This is a genomic window from Dyadobacter sp. HNCC25DJ185, assembly GCF_056895195.1.
In genome coordinates this window covers 176,928-195,546 of sequence record NZ_JBXHAR010000003.1, presented here as the reverse complement: position 1 = coordinate 195,546, position 18,619 = coordinate 176,928, and the positions used below count along the sequence as shown (strand labels likewise).

Genomic DNA, 18,619 nt, shown 5'->3' with positions numbered 1-18,619 from the left:
CGGTATTTTTGCATGATCAAATATCAGGGCGATGCAATCAACAATCAACACCTATAAAACAACAGCACCAGTAACGGGAATGTCGTGCGCCTCCTGCGCCGTAAGCGTAGAATCCATGCTCCAGCATTCGCCGGGAATCAGGAGCGCGGCCGTCAATTATGCCAACCAGTCCTTGCAAGTCGAATTCGACCCACAAATCACCAACCTGCAAAAAATGGATGAGATACTCCAGGGCATTGGCTACGGACTCATCATTGAGGACGATGAAGAAACAGCAGCCGTTGAACAAGAGAAAGCCCAGAAGCTGCATTACGAAGACTTGAAAAAGAAAACGATTTATGCAGGCATCCTTACCATTCCGATTGTGGCGCTCGGTATGTTTTTCATGGATAGGCTTGTATTCGGAAACTACATCGCACTTGCATTGACCGTTCCTGTACTGGCCATTTTCGGAAAAGACTTTTTCGTAAATACATGGAAACAAGCCCGCAACCGCAAAGCAAATATGGACACGCTCGTCGCGTTGAGCACAGGAGTTGCGTTCATTTTCAGCACATTCAATACCTTTTATCCTCAATTCTGGCACTCACGGGGATTACATCCGCACGTTTATTTCGAAGCGGCGGCAGTTATTATTTTCTTTATTCTTTTAGGTAAACTATTAGAGGAACGTGCCAAAACAAGCACTTCCGATGCATTGAAGAAACTAATCGGACTGCAACCGAAAACCGTTGTCGTGAGCAGGAATGGCCAGGAAAGCGAACTGCCGCTGAAAGAGGTAGTACCGGGTGATAAAATCATGGTCCGGGCCGGCGAAAAAATACCTTTCGACGGCAGGATACTATCAGGAAGCTCATTTATTGACGAAAGTCTCATGACAGGAGAGCCAATACCTTCGGAGAAAAAACCGGGTGACCCGGTTTTTGCCGGGACGCTCAACCAAAATGGCAGTTTCACGTTCTCCGCCGATAAAGTTGGGAAAAACACGGTTTTAGCACAGATGATCAAAACGGTCCGGGAAGCACAAGGAAGTAAGGCGCCGGTGCAAAAGCTGGTCGATCGGATTGCCGGAATATTTGTGCCGGTCGTCATCGCAGTCGCCGTTTTGACATTTTCGGCCTGGCTGGTTTTTGGAGGTCAGAATGCAGTTACCCACGGACTATTAGCGGCGGTTTCCGTATTGGTTATAGCTTGCCCGTGCGCACTCGGCCTTGCTACGCCCACTGCGATTATGGTAGGTGTGGGGAAAGGCGCCCAAAACAACATCCTGATCCGCGACGCGGAAAGCCTCGAAAAAGCATACCAGGTAGACGCCATCGTGCTGGACAAAACCGGAACCCTGACGGAAGGAAAGCCTAAAGTGACTGACTGGATCTGGGCGAAAGACGTAAAGGAAACCGAAAAGTATTTACAAGACATTCGTACGCTTGAATCCAGATCCGGGCACCCTCTTGCGAAAGCTATCGTGGAATATATCCCTGACAAAGCCTTTTCAGCAGTTAACAGCTTCGAGTCTGTGACAGGGAGCGGCATACGCGGCATGGCGGACGATAGCAAATACGTGATCGGCACCATGTCGTTTCTAGAAAGCGAACGCATCCCGCTTGATACATATCTTAAAAACCAGGCAGAGGGTTTGAGTTCGCAAGCCAAAACCGTCGTAACCATTGCCGCCAATAATCAGGCCATCGCAATTGTGGCAATTGCCGACCAGTTGAAAGCTTCCTCAGCCCAGGCCGTCTACCGGCTTCAAAAACTGGGGATAGAGGTATTCATGCTCACAGGCGACAATGAGCAAACCGCCTCGGCCATAGCGAAGGAAGTAGGAATCCTATCCTATCAGGCGCAAGTGAAGCCGGATCAGAAAATGGCATTTGTCAAAAATCTTCAGGCAGAAGGAAAAACCGTCGCGATGGTGGGTGACGGCATCAATGATTCGCAGGCCCTTGTGCAATCTGACGTGAGTATTGCGATGGGAAAAGGATCAGATATTGCCATGGGGGTTGCCAAAATGACGCTGATCACTTCCGACCTGCTTACTATTCCCAAAGCGTTGAATTTGTCCCGAAAAACAGTAAGTACAATCCGCCAGAACCTGTTCTGGGCTTTTATTTACAACCTGATAGGCATTCCCATTGCGGCCGGAGTGCTGTACCCGTTCAATGGATTTCTATTGGACCCGATGATCGCAGGAGGTGCGATGGCGCTGAGTTCGGTTTCTGTTGTGATGAATAGCCTGCGATTAAAGAGTACAAGGTTATGAGGTTAACCATCAGTTCTTTTGACTAATCAGGCTCATTACAACCGACCCTTTAATTAACAACCAAAAACTCTGTAACTCATTTATAAAATTCTGTAACATTCCGGTGGTCATTCAATGCGATATTTGCAGAGTAGTAAATTTTACAAAGTCCGGACAGAAACCGGCGACGCTTATAAATGGAAACTCTAAAGTTCAAAACCAATATCAAATGCAGCGGCTGCATCGATACGATCACGCCGTTTTTGAATAAGGATCATGCAATAGAAAACTGGCAGGTAGACCTTCAAAGTCCGCAAAAAACGCTGAAAGTTCAAACCAGTCATTCGCCTGAAGAAATCGCAGAGCTTATGAAAAAGGCAGGGTATGTCGCCGAAGAAATAGCCTGAGAATTAATATCTTTGAATCATGAAAAAACACTTCCACAGATCGATCACCATTTTCATGGCCTTTCTGGTTCTGCTCAGCAGCACCGGATTCGGGTTCATCGAACATGAGTGTATGTTCAAAGGGAAGTCATTGCAACTCTTACAAGGCACCGAAAATGGGAAAGGCAGCGACAAAAAAATGTCTTCCTGTTGTGCCAGAAGCAAGCAGTTAAAAGAAGCCAAAGGCACGTTCATCAAGAAAACCGATTGTTGTAAAGAAAGTCAAAAATTTGAAAAGCTGGATGTCTTTTCAAGCGCACAGTCGAATACCCATTTTCTAAAAGCTTTTGCAGACCTTATCCCCTGGTCAGTAAAATTCTACTCTTTTATCCAGGCTCAATGGATAGTGCCTTCTTCGGTTCCTGTATCTCCTGATATTTCCTTCTCTTCCGTCTTCCATGGGAGAACCATGCGCTGTTTTATTCAGTCGTTTTTGATTTGATTTTATTGATTAACAGTCATTTAAGCAAATCCCAATGATAGGATTTGCCCAATATCCCTATTAATCAATGAATCGAGAAAAGACATGGCTAAGTACCTGGTAGCAGGAATTTACCTTTTGATTTCCCTGGAAATCTCAGCCCAACGCATCACCGGCTCGGTTAACGAGCAGGTTTCCAACACAAAAGATATCAAACCCATCACGGGCGCCAATGTCTATTGGTCGGGTACGTCGCAGGCAACCTCCACGGATAGTTCCGGGAAATTTACACTTCCAAGGTCCGCCCAATCCAATCTGTTGGTTGTCAGTTATGTAGGCTTTCGCAACGACACGATCAAAATACGTTCAGAAAGCGAATTGCAGATTGTTTTGCAAAATGACCAAACGCTCGGCGAAGTTACTGTGCGCGGAAGCAGCAGTTCCATCGATAGGCTGTCGCCGCATCAGAGCGAAATAATTACCACCCGGGCCCTGGCCAAAGCCGCCTGCTGTAATTTGTCCGAAAGCTTTGAAACCAACGCGTCTGTTTCCGTTTCGTACAGCGATGCCGTTACCGGTTCCAAGCAAATTCAGATGCTGGGTCTAAATGGAACTTACATTCAGACCAATGTGGAAAATATCCCTTCCCTCCGTGGCCTGGCCTCAACTTTTGGCTTAAACTTCATTCCGGGCACCTGGATCCAATCGATTGATGTAGGTAAGGGGGCAGGTTCGGTTGTGAACGGATATGAATCTATGACCGGACAAATTAATGTTGAATTACAGAAACCAGATACACGGGAAAAGCTCTACTTAAATACCTACGTCAACAATTTTGGGCGCGCCGAGGTCAATCTCAATGTAGCCCATCAATTGAACAAAAAGTGGAGTACCGGCTTGCTGACGCACGGCAGCACACTGAAAAGCAGGATCGACAAAAATGGCGACGGTTTCCTGGATTTGCCGCTTTATACCCAGTATAATGCGATCAATCGTTGGAAATATCAGGGTGAAAAGCTGATGGCACAGTTCGGGATCAAAGCTTTACATGAAGACCGTCTTGGCGGGCAAACAAATTTCGAACCTGGAATGAAAGGGACAACCCAGGCTTACGGCTTTGGTGCGGGGATAAACCGTTACGAGTTTTTTTCAAAAATTGCACGGCTTTTCCCAGACAAACCATACAAAGGTCTAGGCCTTATTATCAATGCATCTCTTCATGATTCCAAATCCTTTTTTGGATTAAATCATTATGATGGCCGCCAGAAAACGCTTTATGGGAACCTGATCTATCAATCGATTATCGGGAACACCAATCATTCCTATAAAACAGGCCTGAGTTACCTGCTCGACAATTATCAGGAACAATACAAAGATATCCGGCTTGCCAGAAATGAGTCCGTGCCAGGCGCATTTTTCGAATATACCTATAACAACCTCGACAAATTCGTACTCGTCGCCGGAGGCCGCGTGGATTTTCACAATCTTTACGGGACCCAATGGACTCCCCGACTGCATTTGAAATACAAGCTCACTGAACAAACCACGCTCCGGGCATCCACAGGCAGGGGATTCAGGGTATCGAACCCGCTGGCTGAGTATTATGGCAACCTGGTCAGCTCACGGACGGTTCTTTTTCGGGAAAGCATCAGACCAGAGATATCTTGGAATTTTGGGTCTAGCCTGACTCAGGAATTTAATATCGGCGAAATGAAAGGAAACCTGATTGTTGATTACTACCGGACGAACTTCGAAAATCAGCTGGTCGCTGACCTGGAAGACCCGCGCTATATGAAGTTCTACAATCTGCCGGGAAAGGCTTATGCAAACAGTTTCCAAGCAGAAGCTAACATTACGCCCATCAAACGTTTTGAGCTAAAACTAGCTTACCGACTGTTTGATGTAAAGCAAACGTTACGAAACAACCTGGATGAAAACGTACTGCTGCCGCGCATGATGGTCAGCCGCGACCGTGTTCTTTTCAATGCCGGTTATGCGTTGCCCTATGATAAATGGAAGTTTGATTTCACCATGCAATGGAATGGGAAAAGGCGAATTCCCTATATGGGATCCGTTGCCGACCATCATGTTCCGGCAAGTCTGCCTTCGACCATGTCGCCGTCCTTCTATAATTTCAACGGACAGGTAACCCGGACATTCCCAAAATGGGACGTATACCTGGGCGGTGAGAATCTCGCGAATTTCCGGCAAAAAAATCCGATTATCGGTGCTGCTGAACCATTCGGGCAACATTTTGACGCTGGCATGGCCTGGGGACCGGTCGTAGGAAGAATGATTTACGCAGGAATACGTTATAAAATTATCCGCTGATGCTGAACTTGAAGTATCTCAAATCTGATCTCATTTATGAAGGTATATATTAAAAATATGGTTTGTGACCGGTGCAAGCGGGTGGTCCGTGAAGAACTGGAACAGCTCGGAATTGGCCTTAAATCCGTTGACCTAGGCGAAGTTGAAACAATAGAGAATATAGGTCCTGAAAAATTGAAAGCGGTGAAGTCGGCATTGATTGCAAACGGATTTGAACTGCTGGATGACCGCAGATTGGCACTGGTAGAAAATATCAAAACACTGGTTATAGATGAAATTCAAAATTTCAAAGGCCATAAACCCGCTCAGATGAATTTTTCCGATTATTTGTCCGAGAAAATCGGTTACGAATATTCGTATCTCAGTAACCTGTTTTCTTCAGAGACCGGGCAGACCATCGAGCATTATATCATCGCTCAAAAGGTGGAAAAAGTGAAAGAATGGCTTTCATATAACGAACTCACATTGAGCGAGATGGCCTGGCGGCTTTCGTACAGCAGCACCGCCCATTTAAGCAACCAGTTTAAAAAAGTCACCGGAATGACTCCCGGGGATTTCAAAAAGACCAGCGCTTCAAGAAAAGCCCTTGACAAAGTTGGACTGAGTTAGAAGATTTTAAAGACAAACATCATAACCTTCAATAACCATGAATAAAGTTCTTTTGGCATCATTAATGCTCTTTACAATGGCATGCTCGGGAAATAGCGGGAAGTCGGAGCAGAAAACAGATTCAATTTCGCCTGCGGCTACGGTTTCCGCTGCAAAGAAGTATGCCTGCCCCATGCAATGCGAAGGCGACAAAACTTATCCGGAGGCGGGCAAATGCCCTGTTTGTAAAATGGATTTACAGGAAGTAGCAATGGCTGAGCCTGATTCAGCGGCGCATACACATTAATCAATTTCTAACGATCAGCATCATGAAAACGACCATCTTCACAATTCTTACAATCCTGTTTCTTGGGCTAAAAGCAGGCCATGCAGGCGACGACAAGGAGATTAAAATTAAAACCTCGGCGATTTGCGAAATGTGCAAAGCCCGCATCGAACGTAATCTGGGGCTTTCAAAAGGCGTAAAGGAATCTAATCTTAACCTGAAAGATAAAGTCGTAACCGTGAAATATAACCCCAACAAAACGACGCCCGAAGCCATTAAAGCAACGATTGTCCATACAGGCTATGATGCGGACGAGCAAGTTGCCAACCAGAAAGCACACGACAAACTACCGGAATGCTGCCGGAAAAGCGCGGCGGGACATTGAGATTAAATTACACTTCATCATGCTACGCAACAAGCTAAAATTCATAACCGCAGGTCTGGCAGCTGGAATAATCCCGGCATTTGGGCAGCATGAACATCATCCTGAACCCAAGAAGGACTCTGCAAGTCATGAAATGCACCAAATGCACGACATGAACGAAATGGAGAACATGGACCATGGGAAGAGCAAGCAGCAAGCTTCAATGCACATGGTCCATAGTTTTTCGCTTAGTCTCCCGATGACAAGAAATGGTTCAGGTACGGGCTGGCAGCCAGATGCTACGCCTATGTATGCCTACATGAAGCATAGCAGTAAGTGGAATTACATGGTTCACGGAAGCATCTTTCTGAGGTATACTGCCCAGAATTTTAATAATAAGGGCCTGAGAGGAAACGATGACAGGTTCAGTGCTCCGAACTGGGTTATGGGTATGGCGCAGCGACAAGTCGGAAAAAATGGCTTGTTTAATGTTCGTGCGATGATTTCACTGGACCGGATCACCGACGGTGGAAAAGGATACCCGCTTTTGTTTCAGTCGGGCGAAAGCTGGAAAGGCAGCCCGCTGGTAGACCGCCAGCACCCCCACGATCTTTTTTCGGAGCTATCAATAGGCTATACGCAGCGCGTCAACGATAAGCTCGATCTCACGATTTATGCCGGGTACCCAGGCGAACCGGCATTGGGGCCAACCGCTTTTATGCACCGAATGTCTGCCTTTAACAATCCTGACGCCGTTTTGGGCCACCATTGGCAGGATGCTACGCACATTACATTCGGAGTCGTGACCGCCGGGGTACGTTATGGAAAGTTCAAATTGGAAGGCTCGTCATTTACAGGTCGTGAACCAAACGAGAACCGGTACAATTTCGACAAACCGCGTTTTGACTCATATAGTTACAGGCTATTGTTTAATCCCTCCGGAAACTGGGCATTGCAGGTTTCCAGAGGTTTTATCAAAAATCCCGAACAATTGCACCCCGGTCAAAATATCAACCGGACAACCGGTTCCGTGCAACACTCCAGTCAATGGGGGGATCAGAAATGGATATCTTCCACAATTGTCTGGGGCTTTAATGATGCCGGAGGGCGGCATAAAGAGCACTCGGTTTTGGCTGAATCCAATTTGCAGCTGAACAAATGGGCAATATATGGAAGATTCGAATGGATACAGAAAAGTGACGAGGAACTGGAAATCGTATGGTACGACAAAGTTGAAAAGGATAAATTCCCTGTTTCTCTTTTCTCAATTGGCATCAATCGCCAGTTATATTCTTTCAAAAGCACCATTCTGCAGGCAGGCGGGCAACTCGGACTTTATTCAATAGATCCGCTTTTGAAGAGTTTCTATGGTAGCTCACCGGTATCGGGGCAGGTTTATCTCCGCATTACTCCTGGCTTAATGAAGATATAAACAGCTTTCGCTATTTTTGAGCCCCATTAAACAATCCTATTTTGGCCTGGTACCATTCTTATTTTAAAGGACTTCCCCAACGCGCCTGGAAATTGCACCAGGATGAAGAATACACCGATTTTGAAGTTGATTTTCTGCACGATGTATTCGAAATGAAAGAAGGCAGCAAAGTTTTGGATGTTTTGTCGGGATACGGAAGGCATGCATTACCGCTCTCCGAGGCCGGGTGCGAGCTCACCTGCGTTGACATTTCCAAGGAATACTGCGACGAACTGCAATCGGTCGTGGGTAAGAAGGGCCTGCATATTGAAGTGATTTGCGCAGATGTATTGGAAATAGATTTTGAGGAAAATTGTTTTGATGCGGCCTATTGCTTTGGGAACAGCTTCAGTTTTTTTCCCAGAAAGGAAATGCAGCATTTCATCAACAATGTAGCAAAAGCGTTGAAAAAGGATGGGTACTTTGCCATACAAACCGAAAACCTTGCGGAAAGCATTTTTCCGAACTTCCAGGTCCGCAATTGGATGCCTGTAAAAGACGGGATCATTTATCTGGCCGAAAATGATTACAAACCGGAAGAAGGATATATCGAAGCCGAACAAACCTTCATTTCCGGCTCGCAAAGCGTTACTCATATAGTTCGTCAGCACATTTATACACTTTCCGAAATTACTTACATGTTTGAATGTGCGGGCCTGCAGGTCACAGGTACATTCGGAAATCTGGAAGCTGATCCTTTTGTACTGGGTGATGAGCAACTGTATCTTGTTTCGAAGAAAATATAATCAATGTGGAAGCTTGGGCCTCAGCCAACCGTAAACCCACGTTCCCGCGATTGCGCTTAATAAAGTAACTGTTACGGCTAGAAATCCGCTCCCGATCTGTGCATACAAAGGCCCCGGACAGGCCCCGGTAATTGCCCAGCCAAACCCGAAAAGTACACCGCCATAAATTTGTCCCTGACTGAAAATTTTATCTGCAATGGTTACCTCTTCACCTGCAATCGTTTTTACCTTAAATTTCTTAATGATCCAGATCGAGACCATACCCACTGCCAAAGCGGAACCGATTACACCAAACATGTGAAACGAATCGAACCGGAACATTTCCTGAATTCTGAACCAGGAAACGATTTCAGCTTTCACAAAAACAATCCCGAAAAGCAGTCCCACAAATAGATATTTGAGGTTTCCGACAACCGTCTCAGATGTTTTTTGCTGGTTAGCTCCGTCGAAACCATCTGCCAGTAGCAGTTCATCATCGCCGTAATTTGATTCGGCAGCCGAATGATTCTTTATTTTTTCCATTTACGAGTCCTATATTTCAGATAACCCACTTTAATAAAACCGGAAGCAGCAGATGGGTACATACCAATCCGCCTATCATAAAACTAATTGTGGCTACCAGGGAAGGCCATTGCAAATTAGAAAGTCCCATAATGGCATGTCCCGACGTACAGCCTCCTGCATATCGTGTTCCGAAACCCACCAGAAAACCGCCGAAGACCAGAAAAATAAGCCCTTTTAAAGAGAATATATTAGATACTGCGAATAGATCGGCGGGCAACAGGGCTGAAAAATCCTTGATTCCTAAAGAAGCCAGATCATTTTGCGTGGAAGGGGCGATCACCGGCGGGTCGGGGTTCGCAAGAAGAAATGTCGCTACAAACCCGCCCAACGTAATTCCTGCGACAAAGAACAAATTCCAGGATTCCCTGCGCCAATTGTATTTAAAAAATGGAATATTGGCAGGGATAGCCGCTGCACAAATATGCCTGAGCGTCGAAGAAATGCCAAAAGACTTATTCCCTAGCAGCAGCAACGCAGGAACTGTCAATCCGATGAGCGGCCCTGCGACATACCAGGGCCAGGGTCTCCGAAGCAACTCGATGATTTCCATAATTAATATATAGAGTTTATAGAGTTAAAGTTATGGATTTATTCCCATTCGTTTAGCAAATTCCAAATTACTACACTCCAGCTGATACCGGCACTTCCGTCTTCAAAACCGCCCCATAACCTCCTTCAATGTTAACAACATCGTCTACTCCCCTCGATTTGAGGATAGAAGCTGCAACCATAGACCGGTAACCGCCGGCGCAATGGATATAAAGCGTTTTATTTTTCGGAAATTCGGTCATCAGGTCATTGATATAATCCAGTGGGAGGTTTTTAGCATCTTTTATATGTCCCGATTTGAATTCGTCGGGCTTCCGGACATCAATAACTTCTAAATCCCCCGATTGAAAACGAGCTGAAAATTCGCCTGCATCAATGGATACCACGGTATCAATTTCCTTGCCCGATTTTGCCCAGCTTTCAAAACCGCCATTCAGATAACCAATGGTATGGTCATAACCCACGCGTGCCAGCCTCGTCACCACTTCCTCTTCCTTGCCGGGGTCAGTAATGATGAGCAGGTTTTGCTTCAAATCCGGGATTAATGCCCCAACCCACGGGGCAAAGCTGCCATCCATTCCAATGTTAATTGAATTTGGAATAAATCCCTTCGCAAAGTCAGACGCTTTTCGGGTATCCAGTAACAATGCGCCTGTATTGTTGGCCTTTGCTTCAAACGCTTCGGCCGACAATGCCTGGTGACCGCGTTCGAGTACATCGTCGATACTTTCGTAACCATCGCGGTTCATTTTGACGTTTTCGGGAAAATATTGAGGAGGTTCGGCCAAACCCGCAGTAACCTCTCGGATGAACTCTTCTTTGGTCATATCCGCCCGCAAAGCGTAATTGAACCGCTTCTGGTTGCCCAGTGTATCCGAAGTTTCCTTGCTCATATTTTTCCCGCAAGCCGATCCGGCTCCGTGTGCCGGATAAACGATCACATCGTCTGGCAAAGTCATGATCTTTGAGCGCAGGCTTTCATAAAGCATACCCGCCAAGTCCTCCATGGTGAGGTCACATTTCTGGGCGAGGTCCGGCCGGCCAACGTCGCCGATAAACAGGGTATCACCGCTGAAAAGCGCCGTTGGCTTTCTGTTTAGATCTAGAAGCAAATAACTTGTTGATTCCAAAGTGTGGCCTGGAGTGTGCAATGCTTTGATCACAATTTCACCCAGCTGAAACTCCTCTCCGTCCGTAGCAATATGCGCCTTGAACGCGGTATTTGCATTGGGTCCATAGACAATTTCGGCACCGGTTTTCTCAGACAAGTCCAGGTGCCCGGATACAAAATCCGCATGAAAATGGGTTTCAAATACATACTTGATCTTCGCACCGATTTTGGCCGCCTTCTCAATATAAGGTGCCACTTCACGCAATGGATCAATAACCGCTGCCTCCCCGTTGGAAACAATGAAATAAGCTCCTTGCGCGAGGCATCCGGTATATATTTGTTCTATTTTCATGCAGACTCTTTGTGAGGTTTTGTAGGTAGTAAACCAAGACACCGCCGTTTTTGTTTCGCTATACTTTCACTGCCTTCCAGCCGCCGATCCGAAAACGCCATATTCCCAGCAACGCCAGCGCCGACTCCGCGATAGGTACCGCGGCAAAAACACCCACAGGCCCTAATTCCAAAACAACGGCCAGCAAATAAGCCGAAGGGATCTGGATAGTCCAGAAGCAGATCAGGTTTAAAACCGTGGGTGTTTTTGTATCGCCAGCACCATTCAGCGACTGGATCACCACCATACCATAGGCATAAAAGCCATAACCCATACACAAGACCCGCAACGCCAGCTTGCCCGTTTGCACCACTTTTTCATTGGTACTAAACCAGCCAATGATCGTTTCAGCACCTGCGAACATAAAAACGGACAAGCCTACCAGGAATATGAGATTGTAAAACGCACACTTCCAAACGGAAGCTTCCGCTCTTTCGGGCTTTTCAGCCCCGAGATTCTGCCCGACCAATGTCGCAGCCGCATTGGCCAATCCCCAGGCTGGCAGTAACGTAAACATGATCACACGGATTGCGATCGTGTAACCCGCCACCACATCGCTGCCGAACTCCGATAGTATACGCGTCAGGAAAATCCAGCTGGCCGAGCCGATCAGGAATTGCACGGTACCGCCAGCCGCTACTTTTAGGATAATCCTGATCGTTTCCGGATTTGGGCGAAGGTCTTCCCAGATCAGTCCGAGCATTTTGTTGACCCTCGTCAGAGAAAACAGCTGATAACCAACCCCGATAGACCTGCCGATGGCGGTGGCAATGGCAGCGCCCGTCACGCCGAGTTCAGGAAAAGGCCCAACTCCAAAAATAAGGATTGGACCCAACAGCATATTGAAACCATTTGCAACAATTAGCGACCGCATCGCAGTGGCCGCCGAGCCTGCACCACGTAAAGCACCGCTTAATGAATACAATAAAACAACGACCGGACTGCTCAGAAACTGGATTCTCGCGAAATTGGTACCCGTTTCAATCACCTTTGCATCGGCACCCATAATCCGCAGGATATCACCCGCGAACGTGGCACCAATCGCTGCAATAACAGAGGAGATCACAAGCGAAATGAGGATTACCTGCCCAATGGCATGCCTGGCCTGCGCGGGGTTACCTTCCCCGATACGGCGTGCAATGGTTGCGGTGGCAGCAGTGCTCAAACCGATTGCAACAGAATACATCAACGTAATTACAGACTCGGTGAGGCCAACGGTCGCAACAGCCTCCGTACTCACTTTCGAAACGAAAAAAATATCAACGACAGCGAACAGCGACTCCATGACCATTTCCAGGATCATGGGTACGGAGAGTAAAAATATAGCGCGATTGATACTGCCTTCGGTAAAACTTTCCTCGGAGCCACGAATGGCCTGACGAAGCAGTTGAAACCACTTTTTCATGGATAAAAAATTTGAATTTTGTAATAAATAGAAATGTACGACCCGAATGGATCGCTAAAAAGGAACATGTAAGTTGACCCGGAAGGTCGTCAGACTAAGCTTGTAGTCCGAGGTCAGAGAGCAGCATCGGCTTTGAGAATTTCCGCAAATATACAAAACTGATCTTCTTAGAATCAAACTTAAAAATGGTTTTATTAAAACTAAGTGTAATTTCACATTTCGGACCGGTGAACTTTTGAAGATCATAAACCGTTGCCACTCTACCCTTTTCTAAAACTCATAGTAGGTAGTTAAAGGGTTCTTAGTTCATAAATAACACTGCATGATCGATAAAACGAAGTTATATTCTACCGCTGCCAAGCCGGAAACAGCTGTTTTGGTTGCGGTAAGTACCCAAAAACAACCTGCGGAAAAAACCAAGGAATATTTGGACGAGCTGGCTTTTCTGGCTACCACTTTGGGCGTTGAAACCGTGAAGACGTTCACCCAAAACCTGGAACGTGCGGACATACGCACTTACACTGGAAAAGGAAAGCTAGATGAAATCCTCACTTTCGTGACCGCCGAGCCCGTCGATATGATCATTTATGACGACGATCTGACACCTTCTCAGGTAAGAAACCTGGAAGCTACCTTCAAAGACATTAAGGTAATTGACCGAAGTTTGCTGATCCTGGCCATATTCGCCATGCGGGCACAAACCGCCCAGGCGAAATTGCAGGTGGAACTCGCGCAATACCAATACATGTACCCCAGGCTGACCCGCTTATGGACGCACTTAAGTCGCCAGTCGGGTGCGGGCGTAGGGATGCGCGGGCCAGGTGAAACAGAGCTGGAAACGGACAGGCGGATCGTGAAAGACCGCATTGCCTTTCTGAAAGAGAAGCTGGAAAAAGTTGACAAACAAAGTATTACACGCAGAAAGGAACGCGACAGGCTGGTGCGGGTGGCCATTGTAGGTTATACCAACGTTGGGAAATCCACCTTAATGCGTAGCCTCTCAAAAGCGGATGTTTTTGCAGAGAACAAACTTTTCGCGACGGTCGATTCGACGGTCAGGAAAGTAAATATGGAAAATATTCCATTCTTATTGACTGACACCGTCGGCTTTATCCGCAAACTCCCGACGATGCTGATTGAATCTTTCAAATCTACATTGGACGAAGTGCGTGAGGCCGACATCCTGTTACATGTTGTGGATATCTCGCATCCTTCTTTTGAGGAACATCTGGATGTGGTTAATAAAACCCTCGAAGAAATTGGGGCTGCCAATAAACCTGTGATCCTGGCCTTCAATAAAATCGACCTGTACAAACCAGCATTTAACGCGGATGACGAGGAAGAAGAAGTAGTGCAATCTAAGGAAACTACCCTGGAACAACTAAAACGGAGCTATATCGCTGACAAAGCAGATCATGTGGTATTTATTTCTGCCGAGAAAAAGGAAAATATTGATGAATTAAAGCAGATACTTTTTTCATTAGTAAAAGAAAAACACTTCTCAATCTATCCAAACTGGCTTGATCTGGGCTACACAGCAGTACAAACAGAAGAATAATCATTTGTAATTCAAATGATTTTTTGCCAGTTTTGCACCCCAATTGGACTGCGTAGTTCAACGGATAGAGATAGCAGTTGTCACGCGCAACCTAAACTCTAGATATGGCCGGGCGGCCGGTGCCGTTCGATTCCCGTCGCGGTTAAGGGGTTAGAATTTAATAAGTGAACGACTGCGTAGTTCAACGGATAGAATAGGAGTTGTCGGGCGCGACCCCGGCCTAAACTCTAGATATGGCCGAGCGGCCGGTGCCGTTCGATTCCCGTCGCGGTTAAGGGGTTAGAATTTAAAAGTGAACGACTGCGTAGTTCAACGGATAGAATAGGAGTTGTCGGGCGCGACCCCGGCTAAACTCTAGATATGGCCGGGCGGCCGGTGCCGTTCGATTCCCGTCGCAGTTAAGGGGTAGAATTTAATAAGTGAACGACTGCGTAGTTCAACGGATAGAATAGGAGTTTCCTAAACTCTAGATATGGGTTCGATTCCCGTCGCGGTCACTAAGCCAGGTTATAAACCTGGCTTTTTTATTTTCCTCCTTCTTCGATACTAGGAAGCTTACGTTAGGACCGAAATTTCACTTTTTTTCAATAACTGATAAGCGATCCCATAAATGAAAGCTACTGCCAGGACGAAATGCCTGAATAAATATCCGACAAATACCGCTATTCCTATTTTTGAATAAAAAGTAAGGAAGGAAAACAGCAGTACGTCAGAAAGATCCGCAAAACCGACCACGCCAGTACAGATTGATCCGAGCGTGATCCAAAAAAAACGACGACGATTTTTAATTCCAGTTGTAATGTGTGCAGGCGCGTACATACCCTGTTCGCTTCCGAACAATTATTTCATTTCAAAAGCCACTTAATGAGTCAAAAAAGCAGTTTTTTGATCTGGCAAGGTATTTTACATACGGAAATAGATAAAATAGGCCCCTATCTTAATTTTTGCTGAAAAACCATGAGAAGAAGTGACTTGGGTGAATTCGAAGAAATTGTACTGCTGACTGTCGCTGCTACCTCGCCGAAGGCTTATTCGGTAGTCATTGCAGAGGAACTGGAAAAAGAAACCGGTTTCCCGGTCAGCACCGGTGCCGTGCATGCTGCGTTGCAACGGCTGGAACAAAAAGGTTTTCTCACCTCGCACCTGGGCGAGGCTACACCGGAGCGTGGCGGCAGGCGCAAAAGATTGTTTACCATAACCGCTTACGGATCCAAAATCCTGAATGATGTAAGGTCGGTACGCGAGAATTTGTGGAAGCGCATTGAACCCGAAACGCTTACAGAAATGAGCGCCCACTTTTCCTGACTTCAAAACCCAACGATACCATGAGCCATAATGCCCCCCTTCCTCCCAAATGGCTGAATAAGCTAGCTACGAAAATTTGCGCCCCGCATTTGCGGGAAGAACTCATCGGCGATCTCCAAGAACGTTACGCTATGCGTTTCGAGCGCCTGGGGCCTCAAAAAGCTTTTTTCTTTTACCTGAAAGAAGTGAAAGAACTGCTGCGGCTTTCTGTTATCAAAAGAAAATCTTCCGAATATCCATCCATTTCTTTGTTCAGTGGTGAAATGATCCTAAACTATTTCAAAATCGGTTCGCGGGTACTTTTGAAAAATAAAGGTTACTCTTTTATCCATCTGACCGGGTTAACCATCGGGCTCTGGGCCTGTATGATGGTAGCAACTGTCGTAATCGACAGCCTATCGTATGACCGCCAGTGGAGCCGCAGCAATGATATTTACAGGATTCTATCAGTGTTTAAAAACGCAGATGGCCTTGAAGGGTATATGTCGTCTTCCCATGCTGGTCTGGCCCCTGAGCTTCAAAAGCTGTTTCCTGAGGTAGAATCCTGGTCGGAGCTTTCAAGCACAGAACGCCATTTTAGATTAACTGAAACAGATTCAGAAGGGATGAAAGGCCAGGTGCTCATAATGGATACCGCCGCCTGGAATATGCTGGATATCAAAATTTTATCGGGAAATCCCAGACATTTTGTACCCGGAACCAGCAACCTTGTCGTTTCTAAAAATTTTGCCAACCGTTTCTTTCCAGGACAAGATCTCACCGGAAAGGTTATTTACGATATCCCAAGCTATGAGGCAGAAGCCAATCCATATCTCGTAACCGGTGTTATGGAGGACCTTCCTTATAACAGCCATTTGCGGGCCGATGTGATTCTCGTACAGCAAAACAAGCCGGAAAGTTATTCGCCGAATGGATCTGCCACATTCTCTCAAAACTATATCATGCTACGCCGCGGGACCGATATCAACGCATTTTCCGGCAAGATTAACAAATGGCATAAGTCACTGACCAAAAGCAATTTAACAAAGGAAATTGAGTTTCAGCCATTGAAAGACATTTACCTGCACTCTGATTTCCCCGACCACCAGAAAATTAAGGGCGACGCGCAGACTATCTATATTTTTTCCGGTATCGCAATGCTCCTGCTATTTATTGCCTGTGTGAATTTCGTGAACCTGAGCACAGCGCGGGCATTTGCAAGACTGAAAGAAGCTGGCGTCCGCAGGATATTAAGCGGTTCGAGATATCAGATTATCCTCCAATTTTTGATGGAAACCTTCATTCTGTTTGGAATATCGGTAGTCATTGCGACCTTTCTGTACTATATCTCCCTGGGCTCGGTTGAAAGTTTTCTTGGCCATCGGCTGGTGCAAACTTTTATTATCAATCCGCAGCTGGCGCTGTATGCTTCTGTCATTGCTATGCTTACTGCCCTGCTCACAGGACTTTATCCCGCCTGGCTCATTTCTGGTTTCAAACCCGCCAACACGTTACGAGGAATTATTACCGGCTCTTTTGGTCAAAACCGCCTTCGGAAAAGTCTGGTGGTATTGCAGTTTTCCATCTCAATTGTCGTCCTACTGGCAACGATCGTGGTCTGGAAACAGCTTGATCTGATGAAAAACAAGGATATCGGGTATGATAAAAAACATTTATTGGGCATTGATTTTGTTTCCTGGGACGGAAAAGCGGACGCATTTAAGGGCGAGTTATTACGAATTCCGGGCGTAGTCCGTGCCAGCATAGCACATTGGATGCCCACACAAGGCGGGGGATTTATGCAAAAAGAGATTCCTGACCCTATTAATGCCGGGAAGCGACTGAAAGTTTGGTATATCGCGGGGGACGTAGACCTGGCCGAAACAATGGGGTTAAAGCTGGTAAGCGGGCGAATGTTCAGCAATCAATATTCGAGCGACGCCCTCAATGCTGATTCGCTGCAAAAAGTGGATTTCATGAAGTTTGATCAGGCCACGCTTTCCCAGGCTTCATTGCTCACGAGATCGGCAGCTAAAATGCTGAATGTTAACAATCTCAATGAGAAAATCAGACAGGCGAATACGGTGCCTGTTGGGATTATCAATGATTTTAACAATGAATCACTGTATGAACCTGTGAAACCGACCCTGATTGTAGCACATCGGTCGCCGCAATACGGCGGCATGCTGATCAGGGTTCAGCCGGGGACGGAAAAGCAGGTTAACAATGCGCTTCACAAACTTTGGAAACAATTCTATCCTTCAAAATTGCTCGAAGTCGATGCGATTGAAGATCTGCTTGATCAGCAATATGAGTCCGAGAACAAACTTCACCAGCTATTTATGTTTTTCAGCGGACTCACAATGTTTTTGTCCGCACTGGGCATCTTTGGGTTGGTCGTCCAGGCGGCAGAGCAGCGTTCGAAGGAAATAGGCATCAGAAAGGTATTGGGTGCCTCTGTGGCAGGGATAGTGGCACTACTGTCCAAAGATTTCATAAAACTCGTTTTGGCAGCTATTTGCCTCGCCTCCCCGATTGCTTGGTTCAGTTTGAACAAATGGCTCGAACATTATCCTTACCGGACCGAGATCAACTGGTGGATATTTCTGGTGACTGGTATGAGCGCCCTGGTCATTACCTTTGTTACCATCAGCTTCCAGGCCATGAAAGCAGCCATGGCCGATCCGGTCAAAAGCCTGCGGACTGAGTAACTTGTAATCATAGAAAGGGGAGTTGTAGTGCAGGCACTGGCACTATAATTCCCCATTTTTATTAGTATACGACAGAAAACTAAATTTTAAAAGGTTAAAAATCAATTATTTAAATATTCCTATCCCGGTGAGATCCGTGAGCACGACAATT

Annotated in this window: 16 protein-coding genes and 1 tRNA gene; 13 read left to right on the top strand and 4 right to left on the bottom strand. The window is 46.3% G+C overall.

All coding sequences use genetic code 11. The features are described 5' to 3' along the window. Positions 1 to 31: 31 nt before the first annotated feature. The 9 genes from AC1XUF_RS09385 (at position 32) to AC1XUF_RS09345 (ending at position 8,895) form a co-directional block, all read left to right on the top strand. Positions 32 to 2,263, top strand: coding sequence for a heavy metal translocating P-type ATPase (locus AC1XUF_RS09385; RefSeq protein ID WP_483341513.1), 2,232 nt, complete (start codon positions 32 to 34; stop codon positions 2,261 to 2,263). Positions 2,264 to 2,439: 176 nt separating this feature from the next. Next, the gene (locus AC1XUF_RS09380; protein WP_483341512.1) at positions 2,440 to 2,649 is read left to right on the top strand and encodes a heavy-metal-associated domain-containing protein; all 210 of its coding nucleotides are present in this window, start codon (positions 2,440 to 2,442) and stop codon (positions 2,647 to 2,649) included. Positions 2,650 to 2,668: 19 nt separating this feature from the next. Beyond that, on the top strand, positions 2,669 to 3,130 hold the full coding sequence (locus AC1XUF_RS09375; RefSeq protein ID WP_483341511.1) for an HYC_CC_PP family protein: 462 nt from the start codon (positions 2,669 to 2,671) through the stop codon (positions 3,128 to 3,130). Between the two features lie 84 nt (positions 3,131 to 3,214). Further along, the gene (locus AC1XUF_RS09370; RefSeq protein ID WP_483341510.1) at positions 3,215 to 5,440 is read left to right on the top strand and encodes a TonB-dependent receptor; all 2,226 of its coding nucleotides are present in this window, start codon (positions 3,215 to 3,217) and stop codon (positions 5,438 to 5,440) included. Between the two features lie 36 nt (positions 5,441 to 5,476). Continuing rightward, a complete protein-coding gene (locus AC1XUF_RS09365) occupies positions 5,477 to 6,049 on the top strand; it encodes a helix-turn-helix domain-containing protein (RefSeq protein WP_483341509.1) in 573 nt (190 codons plus the stop codon). A gap of 37 nt (positions 6,050 to 6,086) precedes the next feature. After that, complete coding sequence (locus AC1XUF_RS09360) at positions 6,087 to 6,335, top strand: heavy metal-binding domain-containing protein (RefSeq protein ID WP_483341508.1); 249 nt, start codon at positions 6,087 to 6,089, stop codon at positions 6,333 to 6,335. A gap of 22 nt (positions 6,336 to 6,357) precedes the next feature. Further along, on the top strand, positions 6,358 to 6,699 hold the full coding sequence (locus AC1XUF_RS09355) for a heavy-metal-associated domain-containing protein (protein WP_483341507.1): 342 nt from the start codon (positions 6,358 to 6,360) through the stop codon (positions 6,697 to 6,699). Between the two features lie 19 nt (positions 6,700 to 6,718). After that, the gene (locus tag AC1XUF_RS09350; protein ID WP_483341506.1) at positions 6,719 to 8,110 is read left to right on the top strand and encodes a hypothetical protein; all 1,392 of its coding nucleotides are present in this window, start codon (positions 6,719 to 6,721) and stop codon (positions 8,108 to 8,110) included. A 41-nt stretch (positions 8,111 to 8,151) separates the two neighbouring features. Beyond that, complete coding sequence (locus tag AC1XUF_RS09345) at positions 8,152 to 8,895, top strand: class I SAM-dependent methyltransferase (RefSeq protein WP_483341505.1); 744 nt, start codon at positions 8,152 to 8,154, stop codon at positions 8,893 to 8,895. On the opposite strand, the gene AC1XUF_RS09340 is transcribed toward AC1XUF_RS09345, so the two are convergent. From AC1XUF_RS09340 to AC1XUF_RS09325, 4 genes are all read right to left on the bottom strand, one after another. Then, positions 8,896 to 9,417: a DUF6691 family protein gene (locus AC1XUF_RS09340; RefSeq protein ID WP_483341504.1), complete on the bottom strand. Its 522-nt coding sequence runs from the start codon at positions 9,415 to 9,417 to the stop codon at positions 8,896 to 8,898. It abuts the gene before it with no gap. Positions 9,418 to 9,433: 16 nt separating this feature from the next. Continuing rightward, on the bottom strand, positions 9,434 to 10,009 hold the full coding sequence (locus tag AC1XUF_RS09335) for a YeeE/YedE family protein (RefSeq protein WP_483341503.1): 576 nt from the start codon (positions 10,007 to 10,009) through the stop codon (positions 9,434 to 9,436). Between the two features lie 70 nt (positions 10,010 to 10,079). Then, entirely contained in the window at positions 10,080 to 11,471 is a 1,392-nt protein-coding gene (locus AC1XUF_RS09330) for an MBL fold metallo-hydrolase (protein ID WP_483341502.1), read from the bottom strand. A gap of 58 nt (positions 11,472 to 11,529) precedes the next feature. Continuing rightward, positions 11,530 to 12,915, bottom strand: coding sequence for an MATE family efflux transporter (locus tag AC1XUF_RS09325; protein WP_483341501.1), 1,386 nt, complete (start codon positions 12,913 to 12,915; stop codon positions 11,530 to 11,532). 322 nt (positions 12,916 to 13,237) lie between these two features. On the opposite strand from AC1XUF_RS09325, the gene hflX reads away from it, so the two are divergent. From hflX to AC1XUF_RS09305, 4 genes are all read left to right on the top strand, one after another. Then, complete coding sequence (hflX, locus tag AC1XUF_RS09320; RefSeq protein WP_483341500.1) at positions 13,238 to 14,473, top strand: GTPase HflX; 1,236 nt, start codon at positions 13,238 to 13,240, stop codon at positions 14,471 to 14,473. 425 nt (positions 14,474 to 14,898) lie between these two features. Further along, a tRNA-Arg gene (locus AC1XUF_RS09315) sits at positions 14,899 to 14,970 on the top strand. A gap of 460 nt (positions 14,971 to 15,430) precedes the next feature. Further along, complete coding sequence (locus AC1XUF_RS09310; protein ID WP_483341499.1) at positions 15,431 to 15,778, top strand: PadR family transcriptional regulator; 348 nt, start codon at positions 15,431 to 15,433, stop codon at positions 15,776 to 15,778. Positions 15,779 to 15,798: 20 nt separating this feature from the next. After that, a complete protein-coding gene (locus tag AC1XUF_RS09305) occupies positions 15,799 to 18,468 on the top strand; it encodes an FtsX-like permease family protein (RefSeq protein ID WP_483341498.1) in 2,670 nt (889 codons plus the stop codon). Positions 18,469 to 18,619 lie beyond the last annotated feature (151 nt).

Excerpts from the sequence above, each read along its gene's own strand:
- AC1XUF_RS09385 (WP_483341513.1), top strand. The coding sequence starts at position 32 with ATGCAATCAACAATCAACACCTATAAAACAACAGCACCAGTAACGGGA.
- AC1XUF_RS09380 (WP_483341512.1), top strand. The coding sequence starts at position 2,440 with ATGGAAACTCTAAAGTTCAAAACCAATATCAAATGCAGCGGCTGCATC.
- AC1XUF_RS09375 (WP_483341511.1), top strand. The coding sequence starts at position 2,669 with ATGAAAAAACACTTCCACAGATCGATCACCATTTTCATGGCCTTTCTG.
- AC1XUF_RS09370 (WP_483341510.1), top strand. The coding sequence starts at position 3,215 with ATGGCTAAGTACCTGGTAGCAGGAATTTACCTTTTGATTTCCCTGGAA.
- AC1XUF_RS09365 (WP_483341509.1), top strand. The coding sequence starts at position 5,477 with ATGAAGGTATATATTAAAAATATGGTTTGTGACCGGTGCAAGCGGGTG.
- AC1XUF_RS09360 (WP_483341508.1), top strand. The coding sequence starts at position 6,087 with ATGAATAAAGTTCTTTTGGCATCATTAATGCTCTTTACAATGGCATGC.
- AC1XUF_RS09355 (WP_483341507.1), top strand. The coding sequence starts at position 6,358 with ATGAAAACGACCATCTTCACAATTCTTACAATCCTGTTTCTTGGGCTA.
- AC1XUF_RS09350 (WP_483341506.1), top strand. The coding sequence starts at position 6,719 with ATGCTACGCAACAAGCTAAAATTCATAACCGCAGGTCTGGCAGCTGGA.
- AC1XUF_RS09340 (WP_483341504.1), bottom strand. The coding sequence starts at position 9,417 with ATGGAAAAAATAAAGAATCATTCGGCTGCCGAATCAAATTACGGCGAT.
- AC1XUF_RS09335 (WP_483341503.1), bottom strand. The coding sequence starts at position 10,009 with ATGGAAATCATCGAGTTGCTTCGGAGACCCTGGCCCTGGTATGTCGCA.
- AC1XUF_RS09330 (WP_483341502.1), bottom strand. The coding sequence starts at position 11,471 with ATGAAAATAGAACAAATATATACCGGATGCCTCGCGCAAGGAGCTTAT.
- AC1XUF_RS09325 (WP_483341501.1), bottom strand. The coding sequence starts at position 12,915 with ATGAAAAAGTGGTTTCAACTGCTTCGTCAGGCCATTCGTGGCTCCGAG.
- hflX (WP_483341500.1), top strand. The coding sequence starts at position 13,238 with ATGATCGATAAAACGAAGTTATATTCTACCGCTGCCAAGCCGGAAACA.
- AC1XUF_RS09310 (WP_483341499.1), top strand. The coding sequence starts at position 15,431 with ATGAGAAGAAGTGACTTGGGTGAATTCGAAGAAATTGTACTGCTGACT.
- AC1XUF_RS09305 (WP_483341498.1), top strand. The coding sequence starts at position 15,799 with ATGAGCCATAATGCCCCCCTTCCTCCCAAATGGCTGAATAAGCTAGCT.